Genomic DNA, 21008 nt, shown 5'->3' on the forward strand with positions numbered 1-21008 from the left:
TGGATAGCACCCTCTTGATCCCAATAGGGAGAACTTCGCGCCGAAGCCGCTCCCTTCCTGCCTTCCGCCGCAAAAAACCGGGATGTGTGCCTGCTGCCGGATTTTTGCGCCTATACGGTTTCCGTCCGCCCTGCCCGAAAAGCCGGGTAAGCCTCGACATGTTCCAGAAACCTGCGCAGCGCGGGCGAAGCGTGTTCGCCGCTTTTGAGGCAGATTCCGAGCCGGCGATAGGCGGGAACGCTCAGTTCTTTTTGCACAACGCGGTACGGGGTCCGGTTCAGCACAAGTTCCGGGAGAATACTGATTCCAAGGCCGCTCTCGACCATGGAGATAATCGCGTAATCGTCGCGTGCGGTAAAACGTACTTTCGGATGGATGCCGTGCAGCTCGAAGATATCCCGAATCTCGTTGACCGTGCCTTCTTCCAGCAGCAGAAAAGGCTCTTCGCCAAGCATCTCGACCGGGAACCGTTCCAGGTCCGCCAGCGGATGATTCTCGGGCAGAATCACAACCAGGCGATCCTGCATCAGAAATCGGCTCTCAAAGTCCGTCCGCACGGGCAGGCGCTGAAAGCCGCAGTCGGCCTGACCGGTGTCGAGCCAATTCTCGATATCGCTGTAATGACCGTGGAGCAGTTCGAAGTCGACGCCCGGATACTGCTGCTGGAACGTCTGGACCAGTCCCGGCAGCCAGTTGACGGCGGCACTTGTAAACGTGGCGAGGCGGATCAATCCCGAACGAAGCCCGCGCAGATTCGCCGTCTCGTCGATCAGTTCCCGATGCGCCTGGACGACCTGGCGGATATAAGGCAGCAGACGCTGCCCGTCCGACGTCAGGCGGATGCCGGAGCGGTCCCGGATCAGCAGGGTCAGCCGCCATTCTTTTTCCAGCGCGTTCAGCATATGGCTGATACTGGACTGCGTATAACCGAGCGAGGCCGCGGCTTTGGTCAGGCTTCCGGTCTCAAGCGTTTTGAGAAAAGCTTCGTATTTCTGCGTGGACATCCTGGCCCTCTTTCCATCATTAAAATTGTTCATGTTAACCATGAAAAACATTCGCTTTGCTCATGCTTTTCTTCAACTTATACTGAGAAAGGCAAAAAATCAACGGATTTTTATGCAGGTTCTCCAAACTCTATGCGACCGGAAAAGGATGACGAAAAGAATGAAGATGCACATGACGAAAAAAACGGCCGATCTGTCGATCGCCCTGGTCTCGGCGGCCTGGGGCTCGTCCTATTTGCTGATGAAATTGGGCCTCGACGGGATGGAACCGTTCATGCTGATCGCCTGGCGGTTCCTATTGGCCTTCGCGCTGACGGCGCCGCTGTTCTGGCGCCGAATAAGGCTGGCCGACCTGAAGATGGTGGGCTGTGCCGCGGTGCTGGGCTTCGTGCTGTTCGCCATGCTGGCGCTGCTCATTACGGGACTTGAGACGACGACCGCGTCATCGGCCGGTTTCCTGACCAGCGCCATGGTCGTCTTCGTGCCGATGATCCAGCTCGCGATCACCCGCCGGCGGCCGAGTCTTGCCATGACCGCAGGCATCGTGCTGACGATGGGCGGTATCGCGCTGCTGACCCTGCAGCATTCGTTGACGTTCGAGAGCGGATCGCTGCTCTGCCTGCTCGGGGCATTCGTCTACGCCGTGCATATCATTCTGACGAACCGGTTCGCCAAACGTGCCGACGGCCTGACGCTGGGCGTGCTTCAGCTCGGATTCACCGGATTGTTCGGATTGATTTTGGGACTGGGCTTCGAGACGCCTTCGATCCCTCAGGGCGCTTCGCAGTGGACCGCCGTCATCGGTCTTGCGGTGATCTGCAGCGCATTCGGGTTCGTGATGCAGACCGTCGCGCAGAAACATACGACGCCCGAACGAATCGGCGTGCTGTTCTCGCTGGAACCGGTCTTCGCCGCTTTGTTCGGCTTCGTGTTCCTGGGCGAGATGCTCGGCACGCAGGGGTATCTGGGCGCCCTCCTCATTCTTGGAGGCGTCATGGTATCGGGGCTCAAATCCGCTCCGGCCCGTTCGCTGCCCCGCCCGCCGCGTATTCCGGGAAGCCGTTCAAGATCCCGCGCCAAAGACCGCGGTCTTCGGACGGAAGCCGGCGCGTAATCCCGGCCGGTCGGCCTTCCCCTGTTCGCTCTATTCCGATCTCTTCCATACAACCATGAAAAGCCCGTTTCGGCAGCTTGCCGGAACGGGCTTTTTCGTGCGGGCGACGGTTTTTCGCGGCCCCCTGGAAATCTTTTCTCCGCGCCGCGCCCATCAATTTCGCCTTACGCGCCGCATATCTGACTTTGAAGTGCCTATAGAACTTCAAAGTGCGTACTGTTCGCGCCGCCCTTCCGGCCGCACACTAAAGCGGAACGCAAACAGATCCATCCCCCAAAAAGGAGCGAATATCCATGAATGTATCCAACCCTGTCTCATCCCTGCAGATCGAACCGGACGAATCGACCCTGCCCGCCGAACCGAAAGTCGCTTTGATTGTCGGAGTTAACGGGGTGATCGGACGCAATCTGGCGGATCACCTGATCTCGCTGCCCGATTGGACCGTAATCGGCGTCTCGCGCCGGGGCGGTCATTCTTCGGAGGACATCCGCTATATTTCGGCCGATCTGCTGGATAAAGAGAGCACCCTCCAAGCCCTTGCCGGGCTGCCGCAGGTTACGCATATTTTCTACGCCGCTTATCAGGAACGGGAAACTTGGGCCGAGCTGGTTGCGCCCAATCTGGCGATGCTGGTCAACGTCGTGGATGCGCTGGAACCGATTGCCGCTAACCTGCGCCATATCAGCTTGATGCAGGGCTATAAAGTATACGGTGCGCATTTGGGACCGTTCAAGACGCCCGCCAGAGAAAGCGACGCTTTCCATATGCCTCCGGAATTCAACGTCGACCAACAGCAGTTTCTGGAGCGCCGCCAAATCGGCAGCAGCTGGACCTGGTCCGCGCTGCGTCCTTCCGTCGTGTGCGGCTTCGCGCTCGGCAATCCCATGAATCTGGCGATGGTCATCGCGGTTTATGCGTCGTTATCCAAAGAACTCGGGCTTCCGCTGCGTTTTCCCGGCAAGCCCGGCGCTTACCACAGCCTGCTGGAGATGACCGACGCCGGACTGCTCGCCCGGGCAACCGTTTGGGCCGCGACCGACGAACGCTGCGCCAATCAGGCGTTCAATATCAACAACGGCGACCTGTTTCGCTGGAGCGAAATGTGGCCGAAGATCGCCGCTTATTTCGAATTGGAGACGGCTCCGCCGCTGCCGATGCCGCTGAAGGACGTGATGCAGGGCAAAGAAAGCCTATGGAACGACATGGCTGCCAAACACGGCCTGGCACCGCATGCTTACGCGGAAGTGTCTTCGTGGGCTTTCGGCGATTTCGTGTTCGGCTGGGATTACGACTTCTTCGCGGACGGCGGCAAAGCCCGGCGGCTCGGCTGGCATGAGTTCGTCGATACCGAGCGTATGTTTATGGAGATCTTCGACGATCTGCGCCGCCGCAGGGTCATTCCTTCCTGAGACGCTTCTCCGCCGCTTCCGGGCCGTAAGTCCGCTCGATATGCGCCTCTCCCCATCGGCACATCGCATGCAGGATTTCTTTGAGACTCCAGCCGTATTCGGACAATTCGTATTCGACTTTGGGAGGGACGGTGTTGTGGGAAATTCTCACGATCACACCGTCCTTTTCAAGTTCCTTGAGCTGCTGGGTCAGCACTTTCTGCGTCACCGCCGGCAGCATCCGCAGCAGCTCGCCGTTGCGCTTTTTGCCGAATGTCAGCAGAAACAAAATGACGGGTTTCCATTTGCCGCCGATCACTTCGAGTGTCGCTTCAACGGCCGTATTGTACACTTTGGGCGGTTCGCTCACGGGCGCAGTGTCCGGCTGTCGTAATCGCTGCGCAGCATGCCGTATACCTTGGAATCGATATATTCGCCGTTGTAGGCGAATTCTTCGCGTTTGACGCCTTCGAGCACGAAGCCGTTTTTGACATAGGTTCGCTCGGCTCTCGGGTTGAAGCTGTAGACCTCCAGTCCGATTCGGTGGAGATCCAATTCCTCGAAACCGTACCGTACGAACAAAGCGATCGCTTCCGAGCCGATGCCCCGCCCCTGACCCGCCGCGCCGATCAGAATTCGAAAGTTTACATTGCCCGTATTTTCATCATATTCGTTGAATACAGCTTCGCCGATCAAAGCTCCGGTTTCACGGTCCGTGATCGCCAGGTCCAGCCGGTCGTTCGACGCGTTGCGCGTGGCATACCATACCCGGATATGCTCCGCCTCTTCCAGGGTCGAAGATTTGCGCGCTTCTTCGTCGTTTAAGGCCGAACCCGTCAGACGCCGGACTTCAAGTTCTTCCAGAATGGCTACCATTTGTTCTCCGTCGCCTTCTTCAAAAGGACGCAGAATCGTTTTAACTCCGTTCAGCACCGGTTTTCGTGTAAAATCCCTGTTTTTCATCTTGTACCTCCTCGATTTGATTCTACCCGCATATAGAGTGAGTATAATAATAAGGCCGCTTGATTGCCAACCCATTTCAGAAAAAGGAGTGACTTTCCAATGTCTGCTATCTCTGCGCCGCTGCCTCCGGCCGAACCGCGCGCGTCGCGCGAACGTGTGGGGGAATGGGGACTGCTGCGCGGGCTGTCTTTTCTCGCGATCGCTTTGCAGCACAGCCTCGGCGAATACATTTACCGCAGCGATATTCGGTACCCGGATGCCGTAACGCTGGGTCTGCTGTACCATTTTATCCGCTATGGCACGCTCACCTTCGTTTTTCTCGCCGGCGCTATCCTTTTCTACCAATACGGACGTTCGAGCAGAAGATATGGTCCGGTTCTGCTCAAAAGAATCGGCGACATCTATGTTCCGTTCGCCTGCTGGACGCTGCTGTACTGGATTGTCGTAAAAGCCCTGTCGGGCGAAGTTTGGTTTCAAGCGGGCGATCTGCCCCATCTGCTTCAGCAGTTCGTCGCGCCTACTTACGGCTATCATCTGTGGTTTGTCGTGATGATCTTCCAGTTCTATCTGCTCTTCCCGCTGTTTCGCACCGCGGCGCAAGGGCTGGGAAGCTGGACGGGAGCCGGGAGTACCGAAACTTCCCGCACACGCCGGATGCTGCTGCTGATGCTTCTTCTGGCGATGGCCTACGGATGGCTCATGTACCTGTCCTATTACCGGATGCCGCTCTGGCAGACGGACGGACTGTGGCACACGCTGCTTCAGTACCGCACTTACGAATTCCCGTATTATCTGTTCTATTTCGTACTCGGCGGGATCTGCGGAGCCCATATCGAGCGGTTTCGTGCGCTGACGCTCAAACTTCTGCCTTGGAGCACGCCGGCTTTTATCGCGATGTACGTATGGATGAACGCCGATCTGCTGCGCTTCTCGGGCGAACAGATCAATCTCAACGTGTCCACCTATCTGAAGCCCACCAGCTTTATCGCCGTAACGGTACAGATTCTGATGATCTACGGCTGGGCGCTGCTGCTGGACAAAAACGGCGGTTGGTGGAAAAAGATGCTGCTGCTGTGCGGGAAATATTCGTTTGGCGCGTATCTGGCCCACGCGATGCTGCTGATGCTGATTGCCAATCGTACCCGTGACCTCACGCTGACCGGCTATCATTCGATCGCCGCCGTGTTCACCGCGCTGGTCGTCGCCGCCGCTTCGCTGCTGCTGTGCGCGGGACTGTCGCGCCTGCCGGGCGGGCGTTGGTTGACCGGCGGTGCAGGCAGCAAAAAGGAGAGCCGCTGATCCCGCGCGGCTCTCCTTTTTCGGCTTCAGGCTTCCCGGCCGCGCCTCCGAAATTCCCGTCGATCTGGAACGGAGGATGATTGTCGAACAGATTGGGAAGCGTGGACTTTGCAAGCAGAGCCCTGACGTTGGCGTAAGCCTGCTCGCCGTCACTCAGGCCGCGTTCGTCATCGGCGCTCCTCCCCGGCGGTGCCGATCGGTCTGTCTTGACCGGCGATCACGACAGCATCGCCGGTGTAGTCGACGGTCCGGGAACCGCTTCGGCCTACGATCCGCACCAGAAACGGACGGGAATCGTTCATCCCTTCATAACGACCCACCCGGGCTTCCGAACTGCCGGATTTCTCTCGGCGTGTCGGTTCCGTGCGCACGGAACATCGGCAGGAACGCGCCGAGCTGGAACCAGCGCACATACAGCTCGCGATACCCAAAGTCCTCGCTGCCCTGTTCGTAATCGCCGTTCCAGAACCGGAGCGCGGGATCATTGCGGACAAAATAAGCACCGATATCCAGCGTCCAATAAGGCGAGCCGGTCAAGCAGAAATTGAGTCCGTCCGCGATCTGGCTGCGCAGCGTCTCCCAGTTGGCGGACGTGTCTCCGGACCATGTGATCGCGGCGTAACGATGCTGGCCGCCGTAAGCGGAGCGGGTCAGATTCACGACCCGCTTGTCTTCGCTCTCCTCCCGCTGCCCACCAGGCATCGCCCCCTTGGGCGAACAGTTCTTCCCGGATCTGCTTCCAGCACAGCTTTCGGGCTTCTTCGTCAAAAGCGTCGTAGGTCGATCCGTTTCCGAGCAAAAATCCGTTTTCGCCCATTTCCCGGTGATTGTCCCCGCCCGCGCTTATATTCGGCCAGATCGAGACCATCCATTTGACGTTCATCGCATGCAGCGCCTCCGCCAGATTCCCGTCTATATTGGATTGGTTGGATACGGAATCCGCCGAGTAAGCGTTCTCATTTGGAGTCCATGGTTTCCGCTTTCAAACAATAAAGACGATTCGGCGGTTTTGTCAATGCAAAAAGACAGCCCGGTGCATGCCGCCGTGCACCGGACTGTCTATTCCAAAAGACAAAGCCTGTCATCCGAAAATCTTACATCGCGAGCGCATCGCCCGGAAGAACGCCCGCGTGCAGCAGCTTGCGCTGCAGCTCTTCGCCGATCGTGACCATCGGCAGCCGCAGCGTGCCGTGCGCGATCTGTCCGAGCTCGGCCAGCATCCATTTGATCGGCGCCGGGTTCGGCTCTTCGAACAGCAGGCCGATCAACGGCAGCAGTTCTTCGAAGCCGGCGCGCGCTTCGTCCAGCCGGCCCGACCGGAAGTTCCGGTACAGGTTCAGGAACGCTTCCGGGCGAACATGCGCCGAAGCGGACATCCCGCCCGCCGCTCCGGCTTCGAGGAATTCCAGCAGCCGGGCGTCGTCGCCGCACAGGAACGGCTTGACGGGACCGGAAGCCCGCAGCCCCCGCAGCAGTTCCGTGCTGCCGGAGCAGTCTTTGAGCGCGGCTATATTATCCATATCCAGAATGGTGCGTACCGTATCGGTCTCCATCCGCACGCCGGTGCGAGCCGGAATTTCGTAGACGATAACCGGCAGCCCGACTTCCGCAATCTTGCGGAAATGCTCGATGATGCCGCGCTGCGAAGGCTTGTTATAGTAAGGAACGACGGCCAGCACGGCATCGGCGCCCAATTTGCCGGCGAGTTCGGTCTTCTTGACCGAAGCACGCGTATCGTTCGTTCCCGTCCCGAGTACGAGCGGGATTTTCGCCGCGCCGATCGCGGACTTGGCGGCAGCGGACAGCAGGCTCAGTTCTTCCGGGCTTACGGTCGGCGATTCGCCGGTCGTGCCGTTCACGACCAGACCGTGCATGCCCTGCGCGACGAGAGACGAAGACAATTTGTGGAACGATTCGAGATCGAGTTCCCCATTTGGCAAGAAAGGTGTGATGATCGGCATATAGATGCCGTGCAGCTGTTGTTCGGTTAACATTGTATTTCCTCCCAGCAGGCTTTTGTTAATTCTACTGTAGCATGGAAAGATTCATCGACGTTAGCTATAATAAGTGATGGGAAGTATCAATTATTTTGATGAATGACGATAAATCGCCAAGAGGCACGATAAAAAGGAGCGAAACCCATGGAATTGACCTATCTCCGGACTTTTCGGGAAGTGGCTCGGCGCCAGAGCTTTACCCGCGCGGCCGAAGAACTCGGTTATGCCCAATCCAGCGTCACCATGCAGATGCAAAAACTGGAACGCGAGTACGGCGTGACGCTGTTCGAACGCTACGGCCGCCAACTCCGGCTGACGCAGCCGGGCGAAGCGCTGCTCAAGCTGGCCGTGCAAATGCTGGAATTGTACGACGAATCCAAGGAAGCGATCGGCAACCAGCTGGACGGCGCGGTCACCATCGGCACCATCGATTCGCTGGCCGCCTATTATCTGCCGCCGCATCTGCAGCAGCTTCGGCTCAAGCATCCCGGCATCGCCATCCAGATGCTGCCCGACAGCGAAAGCAATCTGATCAACAAGCTGAAAGAAGGCGAATACGATCTGGTCCTCCTGCTCGATCGCAAGCCCGCCGATCCTTCGCTGCGCTGCCTCACCGTGCGCGAAGAACCGCTTGTGCTCGTCGCGCCGCCCGGGCATCCGCTGACCGCGACCGGAAGTGCGGAGAGCATTCGCCTGAACGACCTGGGCGGATGCGAGCTGATCGTCTCCGAAGGCAGCTGCCTGTACCGCAGCACTTTCGAGAAAGTGCTGCGCGAACACGGTGTCGCTTACCGGATCGGATTCGAACTCGGCAGCCTCGAAGCGATCAAACACTGCGTCATGAACGGTCTCGGCATCGCGCTGCTTCCGCAGATCGCCGTCGAAGAAGAACTGCGCCGCGGCACGCTCGCCAGCATCCCGTTCGTGCATCCCGACCTGCGCTTCCACCTGCAAATTCTGCTGCATCCCAAAAAGTGGATGTCCCAAATGCTCCTGACCCTGATCGGGCTGATGACCGGCGAAGACGCGGAGCGGGTGAACGAACGGCTGAACGGGGCGGACGTATCGATGAAGTGAGCGGCAGCCTGTTGGCAGACCGGCGGATCTGGCGGGGTTAGTGGCGGAAGAAGATGCAAAAAGACGGCCCCAAGGCCGCCTTTAACTTATCGAGAACCCCAACAGGAAGCCCAACTTTCCAAAAGGAACGTTGGGCTTCTTTTCATTCCCTCTTTTACGCGCCATATTCCATCTGTAACGAATCCTCCTATCGCTATTTGCCGATGTTCAACTTTTTGTATCATCTAACGAATCGTCATATTCTTATTGTCGCAATTATGCCTGTTTTAAGCGGATTTGGAGCAAATAGCGTGATGAGGATTCGTTAAAGTGGTCAAGCGACATAGGTTCGCTTGATACGCGAAGACGATCCGCAGGTACCACATACTTCTACTTCTACTTCTACTTCTACTTCTACTTCTACTTCTACTTCTACTTCCCCTGCTTCTCCCCCTGACCTGCTACCTCTCCTTCAACTTAGCCGACCGTCCCCGTATTCTCTTTCGAGCCGGTTTTGGGCCAGCGAATCGTCGCTTTGAACAAATCGCCGTCCAGCTCGATATCGAATGTGCCCCCCTGCAGTTCGACCAGGCTTTTTACAATGGCAAGTCCCAGGCCCGAACCCTCCGCGCTGCGCGCACGGTCTCCCCGCACGAACCGTTCCATGATCTCGTCGGGTTTGAAATCCAGTTCGGCGGCCGATACATTTTTGAAGTGGATGCTCACTGTTTCTGCATTCTCCGTCAGCTCGACGTAGGCGCGGGAACCGGGCATCGCATATTTTGAGATATTCAGGTAAAGGTTCTCGAAAATACGGAACGTCTTCTCGCTGTCGAGCGGAAGCACGACTTTGCGTTCCGGCAGATTGAAGCGCAGCTGCACACCGGATTCGTCCAGACGCTCGCCCAGCTCGATTTGTGCCTGCTTGAGCATTTCCACCAGATCCACATCGACCGGCGTCATCTCGGTATTGCCGCTCGAAGCCCGCGTGTACTCGAACAGATCTTCGATCAGCCGGTTCAGGCGCTGCGACTTGCCGCTCAGCACATCGATATAAGACCGGCGTTCCTCCTCCGTCAGATTCGCCTGCTGAAGCAGATTGATATACGTGACGATCGCGGTCAGCGGCGTTTTGAGATCGTGCGAGACGTTTGTTACCAGCTCGCTTTTCATCTTTTGGCTTTTGGTTTCTTCCTCGACGGCATGCTTGAACCCTTCGCGGATACGCTGCAGTTCGTTTCTGAGCGGATCGAATAATCCCAGATTTCCTTCGATTTGAAGGTCAAGATCGCCGCGCGCCATGCTTTGAACGGAAACGTACAATTGATCGTAATGGCGGAAGATTCGGTCTTTGTCCGTTTTGATTCTGTAAAAAACAGCCAGCATATAAGGAATCAGCGGGGCCAGTGCATAATAGCCGATGTACACGGCTAATACAGCTATTGCAGTGACGACAAAAAAATGCACCAGAAACGCTTTGATCAGTGAACGATCGCTGCGATCCGAGGGGTCGAACGTATGCAGACGGACGAACAGACGGCCAATCAGACTGCGGCGGGTAAACATTCGTCCAAAACCGTCCCTTGCAGCCAGCATAAGAAACCAACCCAGACCGCACCAAAAGGTCAAAATTAGAAGCCAGCTTCCATAGATCAAAGCCTGCGCCATCCATTCCGGCAGCCGATTGCCGGTCTGCCCGATGGTGTACGACCAGATCGAAAATTCCCGGTGCATCATCAAAGGCACCGCGGCACCGATCAGCCAAAATTCAAACGGCAGCCTGGGTACCCGGGCTCTCCAGGACCGCTTTCCTTCTTTCTGGCCTGTGGTCGCTGCATGCCGTGTGCGGCGCGCAGATTCCAAAGGCAGCAGCCCGATCAGGAAAGCCGAGCCCAGCGCCAGCAGCGCCATCTGCCAAAAGCCCGACTCCCGAATTCCGCCGTAATAAAAAGGCTCGATTCTGGGCAGGTTGCCGTACTCATTCCGAGGCAGCGCATAAACGATTGTAAACGCCGAAGGCTGCTGGATTCGCTCCAAAGAAGGATTCAACTCGGAAATATCCGGCAGTGAAGGCGATATGTTCTCGATCTCCGAAATGACAACACGATGATGAAGCTGATTAAACAAAAGCCGGTCACGCCACTCGGTCTCCATGCCGTACCAGACCGGAATCGACATCGTGCCTGCAGCATCAAACTTTACGACCGCATAGAAGGCATATTTTCGCATCAACGATGAGTCCTCGGCCGGAGAGTCCGAGAATCCCAAATTATGCAGCGCTTCGGAACTGCCGATCGAATTCAACTGCGGCCCCAAATGAATCACTTCGTAATCCATTTGAAAAACATGGTTTCCCTCTGCAAACTGGCTCTGCCAGCTTTCGATCAGAGTGTTGAATCGGTTCTTGAAGCTCTGCGGAAAAGCCACAGCAGATGTACGGGAATTATAGGCATTCCAGTCTCCCGGCAGGAACAAGTCCGAGGGATCGAGCTTTGTTTGCTGTTTCGGCAGATTCTGCTGGGCAAGCGTAAGCGGCAGTGCATAATTCATTTTTTCCATATAATCTGTCCATTGGCTGGGAATCAGACCGCTTCCCATCGAAATATCGGATGTTTCCTGTTTAATCCAATCATCTACCCGGCTCTCTACAGCCGGATACTGCAGCAGGACAAACCAAGCGACCAGACCCAGCAGAACCATTCGTATATACACGGGCCGGATACCCGGTATCCTGCGCTTCAAGCGTTTGGTCTTGGATGCCGTCGGCTTCTTCTCTTCCAGCTTTTCCAATTTGTCTGCAGCGGATTCTTTATTGTTTCTCAATTTTATACCCGACCCCCCATACGACTTTCAGATACTTCGGATGTTTGGGATTGATCTCGATCTTCTCCCGGATATTGCGGATGTGGACCATGATCGTCTCTGTGGAGACGGCGCGGTCGTTCCAGATCCGTTCGTAGATTTCGTCCGCCGGAAACACGCGCCCCGGATGCCGGATCAGCAGCGACAGGATCTTGAATTCGAGCGGCGTCAGGCGAACCGGAATACCGTCCACGCACACATCCACCGCTTCTTCGTCCAGTTCCAGTCCTCCCACCGCGTGCCGGGTGCTTTTTCCCGCTCCGGTCGACAACACGGACAAATACCGCGCATACCGGCGCAGCTGCGAATGGATCCGGGCCATCAGCTCCATCGGAGCGAAAGGCTTGGCGACGTAATCGTCTCCTCCGATATTGAGCCCGGCGATTTTGTCGATCTCTTCCGATTTGGCACTGAGAAAAATAACCGGAAAATCGTATTTCTCGCGCAGCTTCATCGTCATCGCGATCCCGTCCATGCGCGGCATCATGACGTCCACGATCGCCAGATGCACTTCGTCCGCGTCCTCGATCCGGGCCAATCCTTCCACACCGTCGGCGGCCTGCAGAACTTCATAGCCCTGATTCCGCAAATAAATGGATACCCCCTCCAGAATTTCTTTGTCGTCTTCCACTACAAGTATCCGATACGCCATGATGTCTCCTTTCTTTTGTTCCTTTTTCTTATCGACGCTCCAATCGTACCAAACGTTTCCTTATGACTTCCCGGGAGAAAACGAAAGAAATTCGAAAGAAACTTCTCTTTTTGCCGAAAATGCCAAAAAAGCCGCTCCCTTAAAAGGACGGCTTGTTCGCTGATGCAAGAATCGGGCGGATGCGGCGGGCGCTCAGAATCCGGAACTTGCTGCCGTCTGTCCGTCCGCGAAGACGATACTTCCCTGAACGGATTTGCAGCGTTTCTTGATCCGGGCCGATTCCTCCACGATCTCTTCGATATTGTCGTACGCGCGGCTGCGGTTCGTCACTACGGCAATCGACAGCGAGACGAGCGGAATCAATCCCCGGCTGCCGAAGCGGTTTTCTCCCGTAACCGATCCGCGCAGCAGGTCCTCGCTCCGGTAGAAGTCCCGTTTCAGCCGCTCGAATTCGTCGATCGCGCGGCTGCAGGTCTCCTCATACTCGTGATGATGCAAGATGGCGATGTAGTCGTCTCCGCCGATATGTCCAAAAAAGCTGTCCGGCTGCGCGAAGACTTCGCTGAGCAGATTGGCCGTCGCCTGCAGCAGCAGATCGCCCTGTTTGAAGCCGTACCCGTCATTGTAGGATTTGAATTGATCCAGATCGATATACAGCACGCTGAAAGACTCCAGCCCCAGCGTCTGCTGCAGCCGGTCTTCGATAATCCGGTTGCCGGGCAGTCCCGTGAGCGGATTCATAAAGGTCGCGATCTGCGTACGCACGTCCGCGACCGACAGCAGCAGAAGACGTACGCTGACCGCTCCGCGCAGACTTCCTCCGCCGCTGACCAGAACGAGATCGTACAGTTCTTCTTCCGGACGGTTCATGGCCCGGATACTGACATCCGTAATCAATTCGCTTTCATCGACCAGAAGCGGACGGGAATTGGACAGTACCCCGACCGGACGGTTCATGAACAGGGTGTACCCGTAGCGTGTGCCGATCTGCTGATAGAACTGGACCCGCATCATCAAGGCGTTCGTACCGTCCTCGCAGGCGATCGCCAGTCCTTCAAGCTTGGGATTTCGTTTGAACAGTTCGTCTACCGCTTCGCACTTCGTACGGGCTTCGACGACCGGAATCGCTTCCGCGATCTCTCCGATTTTTGTAAGCAACCCCATCGTCTCCTTTCTCGCTCATGCCAAGATCCGAACCCCGCTTCAAGCAAAGCGGCCCCGGGGTTTGATTTCGGCGGCCGGTACCGGATTCTTGACCGCGGGTGTAGGCAGGAACGTCTCTTCAACCGGAAAACGGCCCGGTTGAAGCTTGGGATCCGGTCGGCCGAGCGCATAGCCCTGTCCGAATTGAATGCCTTCCTGTCTGAGAAACTCGGCTTCCGCACGGGTCTCAATGCCTTCGGCAATAATCGAAGTACCCGAGCCCTGCGCGAACTCCTGCAGCAGCTTCACCATCCGCTGACGGTCCGGGTGCCGATGCAGATCGCGGATAAGCGACTTGTCGAGTTTGATAAATTCGGGCTTCAGACTGACAATCGTCTGCAGACTGCTGTAGCCGGAACCCGCGTCGTCCACAGCGATCCGAAAGCCCTGCGAGCGATAATGCGACAGCACCCGTTCGAATTCGGCGTGGTCGCCGACGGACTGCTTCTCCGTCAGTTCGAACACGATCCGCTCCGGCGGAAGTCCGAGCCGTTCGAGCAGACGGGCCGTTTCTCCGCTGCGATAAGCCGCGTCCGTCAAAATCATGGGATGCACATTGATAAATACGACTTCTCCCGGCTGTTCATCCGGTGTCGACAAGCTTCGGTGCGCCGCCTCGAACCGTTCAAGCGACGTTTCCCGGCAGTAGCGTTCGAATTCGAACACGCGGCTGCTTCGGCCGATATAATCGTAGAACGTTTCGGTGTCGGGAAACGATTTCGAGAGCGGCGGACGGTTGAGCACCTCGTAGCCGAGACAGCTGCCATCCTGCAGATTCAGGATCGGTTGAAAAAAGGTAGACAGCTTGCGCCCCTGAACGATCCGATGCAGTTCTCTGGATTGACCGTAGATCCGCGCCGAAAACCGGGCCGTGTCCAACAAATCGTGCCAGGCCGAGACCGGACCGGATGCAAAAAGCGGGAATTTCATGTTCACTCACCTTAATATGCGTAGAATCGAGATTAAAACGGGCTTCGGACATCTCTATGCGTCTATCGTAACACCCGGATACCAAGCAAGCGTCAACGGAATGTAAAACCTGTGTCAACGAAACGGTTTTCCGGGTCCAGCGACCCTGCAGGCATAATCGATTCCCGGGACCTCTTCGCATATTCGCCCACATCGGCCTTCTCCCGACCCATACAAAAGACCCGTACCTTTTCTCCGGCCGAAACGAAGAACGGGTACGGGCCCTGCGGACTGCGCGGTATTAAGCCGAAGCGCGGACAGACGAAGCTCAGCTGCCTACCGGATTCGTATTCAGTTCGTTCAGGCGAATCGCGATTTGCTTGAGCAGATCGCCGCGGCTGATTACGCCGACGACCTGCTTCTTGTCATTGACGACGGGCAGCTTCTTGAAATGATGTCTGGCGAGAACGCCCAAAGCTTCTTCCAGGTCCTGATCCGGCAAAACGAACTGCGCGTTTTTTTTCATGATTTTGCGTGCCGGCGTACCTGCCTTGTAGGACAGCGCTTCGGCCAGCTCTTCCGGCTGATTCACGAAAACATAGCTGAACATGTCGTAGACGGTCTGCCGGCTAGGGTTGATGTAGCGCAAAATGTCGCCGTCGCTGACCATTCCGGTCAACCGGCCTTCCGCATCGACAACCGGAGCTCCATTGATCCGTTTCGAGACGAACAGCTGCAAAATGTCGGAGACCGGCAAATCCTGATCGACGGTGTGCACATCCTTGATCATAAAATCCCGTACTTTCATTGGATTCTCCCTCTTTCCGTATGGGGATGAACAGACAGCCCTTGGCGGGGTATACCTTGATTTTACTCCTCCGCGCCGATATAGTAAACGCTTTCTTTTTCTGAAAAAGAAGAAGCCGCGCGGGTTCGCGGCTTCTTCCGGACAATTTTGGGTGATGCGCAGCTCCTGCCGGGATAGGGTCAGATTTGCGGATTATCCGTCAGCGACAGCGTCACCTGCTCCTCCCGTCCTCCGCGGTAGAAGGCCACTTCCATCCGGTCCCCGACTTTCTTCTGCGTAAAGAGATGCTGCCGGAGATCGCCGGAACTCCGGATCTCCTGTCCGTCGACCTTCGTGATGACATCCAACTCGCGAAGCCCCGCCTGCGCGGCCGCCGAGTTGGGCAGCACGCGCTGCACCACGGCCCCGGCCGTCACGTCCGCCGGCAGGCCCAGGTCCGATTGATAATAGGCAGACGGGATCGAAGCCAGATCGACCGTGGTCACGCCCATAGTCGGCCGCTGCACTTCGCCGTTTGCTTCAAGCTGCTCGATGATCGGGACGGCAATATCGATCGGAATGGCCAGGCCAATCCCTTCGACTGTCTCCGTGCTGATCTTGGCCGAGTTGATTCCGATCAGTTTGCCGGAAGCATCAAGCAGTGCGCCTCCGCTGTTGCCCGGATTGATCGCGGCATCCGTCTGGATCGCTTCGGATTGGAAATCCGGCTGTCCGTCTTCGTTCACATCGACAGGCACTACGCGCTCAAGCCCGGATACGACTCCCGTCGTCACCGAACCGGCAAATTCCAGCCCCAACGGGTTGCCGATCGCGATGACCGGCTGCCCCGCTCTCAGCGCCGAGGAATCCCCGAATTCGACAAGGGTATCCGCCGCCGAGGCATCCATGGTCACCACGGCCAGATCGGTCCAGACGTCGGTGCCGACAAGCTTCCCTTCGACATCCGTTCCGTCCGCCAGCGTGACTTCAAGCTGGTTGGAACCGGCAACCACGTGATTATTCGTGACGATATACGCCAGATCGCCTTCTTTCTTGTAAATGACGCCCGAGCCGGTGCCGACCGGTACCCCGGCTGCGTCTTCCTGCATCCCGAACATCCCGCCGCCGCCGCGGCTCTGGATATTGGTGATCCCTACAATAGCGCCTCCGATTCGCTCCACGACGCCCGGCACATCCGTGCCTTCGGCCAGAGTCAGAGAAGCCGGCTGCGCTTCCTGCTCTTCCGGCGTATCCACCGGGCTGGACATCGGCTGCGCCGACGTTTGCTGCTCTGCGCCCGGCTGTGCTTCCGTGTTCGCGGACGATTCGCCGTCTATCAGCCCGGTACGGGGCAGAATCAGCGCCACGAGCAGCGCTCCGACAATCAATCCGATCAGGCTTGACAGGAAATAACCCCATCGGCTTCCTTTTGAGCGGCGCGGAGGGCTTCCTTCGGGCCCACTGCTGCGATATTCCATTAGCCTCCGTCCTTTCGAATAAGATTTGGGGTATTGACGACTGGGATAATCTTTCCTAATGTCTCATACCCGGAGAAGCCTGAGCGTAAACGTCCATGAACCGGGCTTTTCTGGAATCGCAGCCAGTTTTCGCTTATACTGGCAGGGTATAATAAATCCAATCGGAGTTATGCAAGGAGGCCGAACATGAGCTTTGCGGAAACAGGAACGATCCGGATCGTCGAATACGGACCCAAGCACGCGGCGTCGCTGGCGGAGATGTGGAATCGCAGCAGCGAGAGCTGGGGCGGAGACGGCTACGTCCATACGGAAGAAGAAACGCGGGAGAAGCAGGAACGCAGCACCGACCTGCACACCTTCCTCGCGCTCGACGGCGAGACCGTCGTCGGCTTCTGCAGTTTCTCCTATTACCAGGAAGACGAAGGAGCCTTGTATATTCCGCTCCTGAACGTGCGTCCCGATTACCACGGACAAAAAGTCGGCAAGGCGCTGGTGCTCAATGCCGTCCGCCGCACGATCGAAATGGGCTGGCCCCGGCTCGATCTCTATACGTGGGCAGGCAATACCAAAGCCGTTCCCGCGTACAAGAAATGCGGATTTTTCTGGGAAAAACGCGACGATACCACGCATTTGATGAACTTTATCCCGAGCGTGCTGAATACGGAAGCGGTCGCGCCGTTCTTCGAGACGGCGGACTGGTACGCCGACGGCAGACGCGACCTGTCGGTCTATCCCGACGGCGAACGCGAGAACGGATTCGACTTTTTCACGTATACCTGGGAAAAAGACGGGCGTAATCTGACCATGCAGTTCGAACGCACGGGGCGCGGGCTGCGCAGAATCGAAACGGACGACTACGCCGTCGAATCCGTCATCGGGCGGCACCGTCTGCCGTTCGGACGCAGCTACCCGGTCACGTACCGGATTGTCAACAAAAGCGGCGCTCCGCTGGAAGTGAAGATCGCGGGCAGGAACGGCAAAGGCGTAGCGTTCGATCTGAACGCATCGGCTACTCTGCAGGAAGCGGGCAGTGTACGCGAAATCGAAGGATTGTTCGAACTCAAGGAAATGCCGGAAGAGCCGAGCGCGCAGCGAACACATCCCGGCGTGGAAGCGGAACTGACCATCAACGGACGCACCGCTTCGTTCAAGACGGGGATCGCGCCGGTATTCCCGATCAAGCTGACGGCGGTCACGGCTTCCGCGCTTGCTTATCCGGGCGGCGAGAGCGAAGTCCAGCTCGGATTCGAGAGCCGCTTCGCGGAAGACGCCGAGATCGAAGTCACGCTGCCGGAATCGGAAGCCGTTTCGTTCCGTCCTTCGACGCTTGCGATGTACCTGCCTGCGGGCGGGCGGACTTCCGCCTCGCTTGCCGCGCTTGTGCGCCGGCCCGGAATCGCCGCTTCGGATGTAAGGATCGCCGTGACATCGGGCGGCGAGACCTTCGAGGTCCGCGGCGAATTGGAAGCGGTCTTCCCTGCCCGAACCGGATTTTTCCAAGGAGAAACGCCGCGCGAATGGATGCTCGGAAACGGTCCGGTAACGGTTCGTTTGCACAAATCCAGCCATCGGCTCAGTCTGCGAACCGCCGGGCAGCAGGGGGCGCCCTTCGAGTTCGGCCTGCCGAAGCTCGGACCTCCGTTCAGCGACCGCTTTATCGAACGGAAGCCGTCGGACGTCCGTTTCAAACAGCATGACGAATTCCTCGTGCTCGAAGCGGATTACGAGTGGGAAGAGCCGGCCGGCGTCCGGGTAACCCTCGTTGCGGAATTGGCTTCCGGCGGGATACTGAAGCTGTCGCACCGGATTCTTCGCCTCGACGGAGATCCTCTTCCCGAAGACCTGAAGCTCAAGTTAGCGTTGCCGGTCTCGTTCCGGGAAGCCGTCCTGCCTTATGACGGCGCTTTCCACGATCTGGGTACCGGAGCCGACTCGATCAACCGAGATTATTGGAAACCGGAGCGGCTGACCGAGAACTGGATATTTTTCCGTTGGCCGTCTGCGGCCTGCGGCATCGTCTGGCCCCAGCCGCTCCGCCCTGTCCGCAGCGGCTGGGGATACGCGTTGGAACAGCCGATCGGACCGCTGAATCCGGGCGATTCGGCAGAAACCGCTCCGCTGAGCTTGTCCGTCGGTACATTCGGCGATTGGCGGGAGCTGCGCGCCCACGCCCTGCAGAGCGGAGGGTTGGCTCCGCACCTGAGCTGGCCGTCATCCCAGGAAGAACGTTCGTCCCATGCCCCGTCGTTAAGAAACGAGCATATGGAAGCTTCGCTGAACGCCGGCAATCCCTTTCTTCCGGATACGTTCGAAGCGGCGCTGCTGGAACGCAAAGACGTCAATTTGAAGGGTACGCTGCGCCTTGCGTCGAAACTTGGAGCCATCGCGGATACGGAGCTGTACGCCGATCCGTCGCTTGAACTGCGTCAGGCCTCCCGCAAGATAGAATTGGCCGGGCGGCCGGAAGCCGATATCGTGACGTTCGATTTCGATATGGACGCCTTCTCGCTGAGCCGCCGCCAGTTGGTATTCCCCGCTGCCGCAGGCGGCGAGCAGCCAATCCGTACACGGAAACTGACGGATCGGGGATTGGACGCGTTCGAAGCCGACAACGGCCTTTTGACCCTTCGGGTCTCTCCCGCCTTTGGACCGGCTCTCTATTCTCTTCGCTATCAGGGCCGCGAATGGCTGGATACTTCGTTCCCGCAGGCCGGACCGAAATCGTTCTGGAATCCGTGGTTCGGCGGCGTTTCCGGCGTGCCCGTCGGCATGACGGACCGTTCGGTCATGGAAGAGCAGATCGAAGCGGACTTTGCCGCATTGACCGACAATCTCGGCAATGTATGGTCGGGGCTTAAGCTTACGGTACGCATCGGGCAAAACGAATCGTTCAAAGGCCTTACGTACCATCAGTACTTCCTGCTGCGCTCCGGTTCTCCGGTCATGGCTTACACGACGGAAGTCGAGCAGAATACCGGCCTCCCAATCGCCAATGCTTTGCTCAACAAAAGCTCGTTCTTTTCCAGCTCGGCCGACCTCAAGGACGGACGGTTCGAAGTGCGGGACTTCCGCGGCGAAAAGGTCGTCTACAAAACCGGCAAATACGATATCGACGTGGAGTTCGAAGGCGTGCTGCGCCTGTTCTCCGCCGAGCGCGAAGAACGGCTGCTCGTCGTTCCCGGACTTGAAGGTCCCCTGCGCCAGTACGGCGTGCTGCTGAACGAACTGGCCGGCATCGCTTGCGACGACCGCTTCGACGGCCGAGACGGCGCGTACAGCTTCGCCGGACCGTACTTTTACCTACTGACCGATCTCGATCCGCAGGATGACGAACTGCTTGCCCTGCGCCGCATTTCTTTTAAACGGGAGGAGACTTCATCATGAAAATCATCGACGCCCATATCCATTACTCCGAAATCGAAAGTTTCCATCAGACGGCCGCCGACGTGTCGCGCCTGAGTTATACGCCGGAAGGACTGGCGGACGAATTCCGCCGGGCCGGCGTCGTAGCCGCGGTCGGCATGGGCGTGACCGAGACGACTCCGGGCGGCTTCCCCGACCATGCGTCGGCCAATCCGATGGGACTGGACCTTGGAGGCGGTACGCTCGATACGCTGCCGGCCAACGTATTCGAATGCGCCGGCATCAATCCGCATACCCTGCACGAACCCGGGCAGCTCGAAGCGCTGGAGCGTTCGCTGCAGCATCCGAAAACGGTCGGCATCAAGCTGTATGCGGGCTATTACCATTTTGCCGTCAACGACCCGATCTACGATCCGGTCTATGCGCTGGCTTCCCGCTACAAGCTTCCGATCGTCATTCACGGAGGCCTCACCTACTCCGACCGCGGACTGCTGAAATATTCGCATCCGCTGTCGATGGAAGAAGCGCTGCTGGCGCACCGGGACATCACCTTCATGATCTGCCATCTCGGCGATCCGTGGGTGATGGACACGGCCGCCATGCTGGAGAAAAACCCGAATCTGTACGCGGACCTGTCCGGCTGGTTTGTCGGCGACGACGACAAGATCACCCGCATGCTGACCGAGCAGACCTACGTCGACCACTTCAAGCGGGCGATCGTGTTCGCGGAGCGGTACGACCGGCTCGTCTTCGGTACGGATTGGCCGCTGATTCCGATCGATTCGTATATCCGGTTCGTGAAGCATCTGATTCCGGAGAAATATTGGCATCACGTATTCTACCAAAACGCGCTGGACGTGTTCCCGAAGCTCAAAGAGCAGCTTCCGCGGGATTGACTTCAGTCTATAACAAAAACCTCGATCTCCGCTTGAT

Annotated in this window: 17 protein-coding genes and 2 pseudogenes; 6 read left to right on the top strand and 13 right to left on the bottom strand. The window is 57.6% G+C overall.

The window, feature by feature from the left end; all coding sequences use genetic code 11:
• Window positions 1-110: 110 nt before the first annotated feature.
• Window positions 111-1004: a LysR family transcriptional regulator gene (locus HOP44_RS05555; protein ID WP_172251231.1), complete on the bottom strand. Its 894-nt coding sequence runs from the start codon at window positions 1002-1004 to the stop codon at window positions 111-113.
• Window positions 1005-1164: 160 nt separating this feature from the next.
• On the opposite strand from HOP44_RS05555, the gene HOP44_RS05560 reads away from it, so the two are divergent.
• Both HOP44_RS05560 and HOP44_RS05565 read left to right on the top strand, forming a co-directional pair.
• The gene (locus HOP44_RS05560) at window positions 1165-2118 is read left to right on the top strand and encodes a DMT family transporter (RefSeq protein WP_172251233.1); all 954 of its coding nucleotides are present in this window, start codon (window positions 1165-1167) and stop codon (window positions 2116-2118) included.
• 293 nt (window positions 2119-2411) lie between these two features.
• Complete coding sequence (locus tag HOP44_RS05565; protein ID WP_172251235.1) at window positions 2412-3527, top strand: SDR family oxidoreductase; 1116 nt, start codon at window positions 2412-2414, stop codon at window positions 3525-3527.
• Here HOP44_RS05565 and HOP44_RS05570 read toward each other — a convergent pair.
• Window positions 3514-3876: a winged helix-turn-helix transcriptional regulator gene (locus HOP44_RS05570; RefSeq protein ID WP_172251237.1), complete on the bottom strand. Its 363-nt coding sequence runs from the start codon at window positions 3874-3876 to the stop codon at window positions 3514-3516. The two genes, HOP44_RS05565 and HOP44_RS05570, sit on opposite strands and share 14 nt — an antisense overlap.
• Window positions 3873-4469, bottom strand: a complete 597-nt coding sequence (locus HOP44_RS05575) for a GNAT family N-acetyltransferase (RefSeq protein ID WP_172251239.1) — start codon at window positions 4467-4469, stop codon at window positions 3873-3875. Before HOP44_RS05575 ends, HOP44_RS05570 begins: the two co-directional genes overlap by 4 nt.
• A gap of 99 nt (window positions 4470-4568) precedes the next feature.
• On the opposite strand from HOP44_RS05575, the gene HOP44_RS05580 reads away from it, so the two are divergent.
• Window positions 4569-5768, top strand: a complete 1200-nt coding sequence (locus tag HOP44_RS05580) for an acyltransferase (RefSeq protein ID WP_172251241.1) — start codon at window positions 4569-4571, stop codon at window positions 5766-5768.
• A gap of 25 nt (window positions 5769-5793) precedes the next feature.
• On the opposite strand, the pseudogene HOP44_RS23240 reads toward HOP44_RS05580, so the two are convergent.
• The 4 genes and pseudogenes from HOP44_RS23240 to dapA form a co-directional block, all read right to left on the bottom strand.
• Window positions 5794-5925, bottom strand: a pseudogene (locus HOP44_RS23240) (glycosyl hydrolase family 95 catalytic domain-containing protein); the annotation flags it as partial.
• Window positions 5926-5935: 10 nt separating this feature from the next.
• On the bottom strand, window positions 5936-6088 hold the full coding sequence (locus tag HOP44_RS05585; protein WP_172251243.1) for a hypothetical protein: 153 nt from the start codon (window positions 6086-6088) through the stop codon (window positions 5936-5938).
• A pseudogene (locus HOP44_RS05590) lies at window positions 6075-6651 on the bottom strand (TIM-barrel domain-containing protein). Before HOP44_RS05590 ends, HOP44_RS05585 begins: the two are co-directional and overlap by 14 nt.
• Before the next feature lie 211 nt (window positions 6652-6862).
• Window positions 6863-7762 (bottom strand): 4-hydroxy-tetrahydrodipicolinate synthase, encoded by a 900-nt coding sequence (gene dapA / locus HOP44_RS05595; RefSeq protein ID WP_172251245.1) that lies wholly within the window; start codon window positions 7760-7762, stop codon window positions 6863-6865.
• Between the two features lie 147 nt (window positions 7763-7909).
• Here dapA and HOP44_RS05600 point away from each other — a divergent pair, with 147 nt between their 5' ends.
• Window positions 7910-8842, top strand: coding sequence for a LysR family transcriptional regulator (locus HOP44_RS05600; RefSeq protein WP_172251247.1), 933 nt, complete (start codon window positions 7910-7912; stop codon window positions 8840-8842).
• A gap of 456 nt (window positions 8843-9298) precedes the next feature.
• Here HOP44_RS05600 and HOP44_RS05605 read toward each other — a convergent pair whose 3' ends face one another.
• The 6 genes from HOP44_RS05605 to HOP44_RS05630 form a co-directional block, all read right to left on the bottom strand.
• Complete coding sequence (locus tag HOP44_RS05605) at window positions 9299-11644, bottom strand: sensor histidine kinase (protein WP_172251249.1); 2346 nt, start codon at window positions 11642-11644, stop codon at window positions 9299-9301.
• Entirely contained in the window at window positions 11631-12338 is a 708-nt protein-coding gene (locus HOP44_RS05610) for a response regulator transcription factor (RefSeq protein WP_343059789.1), read from the bottom strand. Before HOP44_RS05610 ends, HOP44_RS05605 begins: the two co-directional genes overlap by 14 nt.
• Window positions 12339-12527: 189 nt before the next feature.
• Entirely contained in the window at window positions 12528-13499 is a 972-nt protein-coding gene (locus HOP44_RS05615; protein ID WP_246369582.1) for a GGDEF domain-containing protein, read from the bottom strand.
• Between the two features lie 39 nt (window positions 13500-13538).
• Window positions 13539-14468, bottom strand: a complete 930-nt coding sequence (locus HOP44_RS05620; RefSeq protein ID WP_172251255.1) for an EAL domain-containing protein — start codon at window positions 14466-14468, stop codon at window positions 13539-13541.
• Window positions 14469-14775: 307 nt separating this feature from the next.
• Window positions 14776-15255, bottom strand: coding sequence for a CBS domain-containing protein (locus HOP44_RS05625; protein WP_172251257.1), 480 nt, complete (start codon window positions 15253-15255; stop codon window positions 14776-14778).
• A gap of 179 nt (window positions 15256-15434) precedes the next feature.
• Entirely contained in the window at window positions 15435-16712 is a 1278-nt protein-coding gene (locus HOP44_RS05630; protein ID WP_172251259.1) for a S1C family serine protease, read from the bottom strand.
• Between the two features lie 186 nt (window positions 16713-16898).
• Between HOP44_RS05630 and HOP44_RS05635 the strand changes: the two genes are divergently transcribed.
• Window positions 16899-20096: a GNAT family N-acetyltransferase gene (locus HOP44_RS05635; RefSeq protein ID WP_172251261.1), complete on the top strand. Its 3198-nt coding sequence runs from the start codon at window positions 16899-16901 to the stop codon at window positions 20094-20096.
• Window positions 20093-20971, top strand: coding sequence for an amidohydrolase family protein (locus HOP44_RS05640; RefSeq protein ID WP_172251263.1), 879 nt, complete (start codon window positions 20093-20095; stop codon window positions 20969-20971). The genes HOP44_RS05635 and HOP44_RS05640 overlap by 4 nt, the downstream gene beginning before the upstream one ends.
• The last annotated feature ends 37 nt before the right edge of the window (window positions 20972-21008 follow it).

The organism is Saccharibacillus deserti (assembly GCF_013618475.1).
Taxonomy (GTDB): domain Bacteria; phylum Bacillota; class Bacilli; order Paenibacillales; family Paenibacillaceae; genus Saccharibacillus; species Saccharibacillus deserti.

Coding starts and splice junctions, on each gene's coding strand:
- HOP44_RS05620 (WP_172251255.1), bottom strand. CDS start 14,468: ATGAAATTCCCGCTTTTTGCATCCGGTCCGGTCTCGGCCTGGCACGAT.
- HOP44_RS05565 (WP_172251235.1), top strand. CDS start 2,412: ATGAATGTATCCAACCCTGTCTCATCCCTGCAGATCGAACCGGACGAA.
- dapA (WP_172251245.1), bottom strand. CDS start 7,762: ATGTTAACCGAACAACAGCTGCACGGCATCTATATGCCGATCATCACA.
- HOP44_RS05560 (WP_172251233.1), top strand. CDS start 1,165: ATGAAGATGCACATGACGAAAAAAACGGCCGATCTGTCGATCGCCCTG.
- HOP44_RS05575 (WP_172251239.1), bottom strand. CDS start 4,469: ATGAAAAACAGGGATTTTACACGAAAACCGGTGCTGAACGGAGTTAAA.
- HOP44_RS05555 (WP_172251231.1), bottom strand. CDS start 1,004: ATGTCCACGCAGAAATACGAAGCTTTTCTCAAAACGCTTGAGACCGGA.
- HOP44_RS05600 (WP_172251247.1), top strand. CDS start 7,910: ATGGAATTGACCTATCTCCGGACTTTTCGGGAAGTGGCTCGGCGCCAG.
- HOP44_RS05625 (WP_172251257.1), bottom strand. CDS start 15,255: ATGAAAGTACGGGATTTTATGATCAAGGATGTGCACACCGTCGATCAG.
- HOP44_RS05640 (WP_172251263.1), top strand. CDS start 20,093: ATGAAAATCATCGACGCCCATATCCATTACTCCGAAATCGAAAGTTTC.
- HOP44_RS05580 (WP_172251241.1), top strand. CDS start 4,569: ATGTCTGCTATCTCTGCGCCGCTGCCTCCGGCCGAACCGCGCGCGTCG.
- HOP44_RS05615 (WP_246369582.1), bottom strand. CDS start 13,499: ATGGGGTTGCTTACAAAAATCGGAGAGATCGCGGAAGCGATTCCGGTC.
- HOP44_RS05630 (WP_172251259.1), bottom strand. CDS start 16,712: ATGGAATATCGCAGCAGTGGGCCCGAAGGAAGCCCTCCGCGCCGCTCA.
- HOP44_RS05635 (WP_172251261.1), top strand. CDS start 16,899: ATGAGCTTTGCGGAAACAGGAACGATCCGGATCGTCGAATACGGACCC.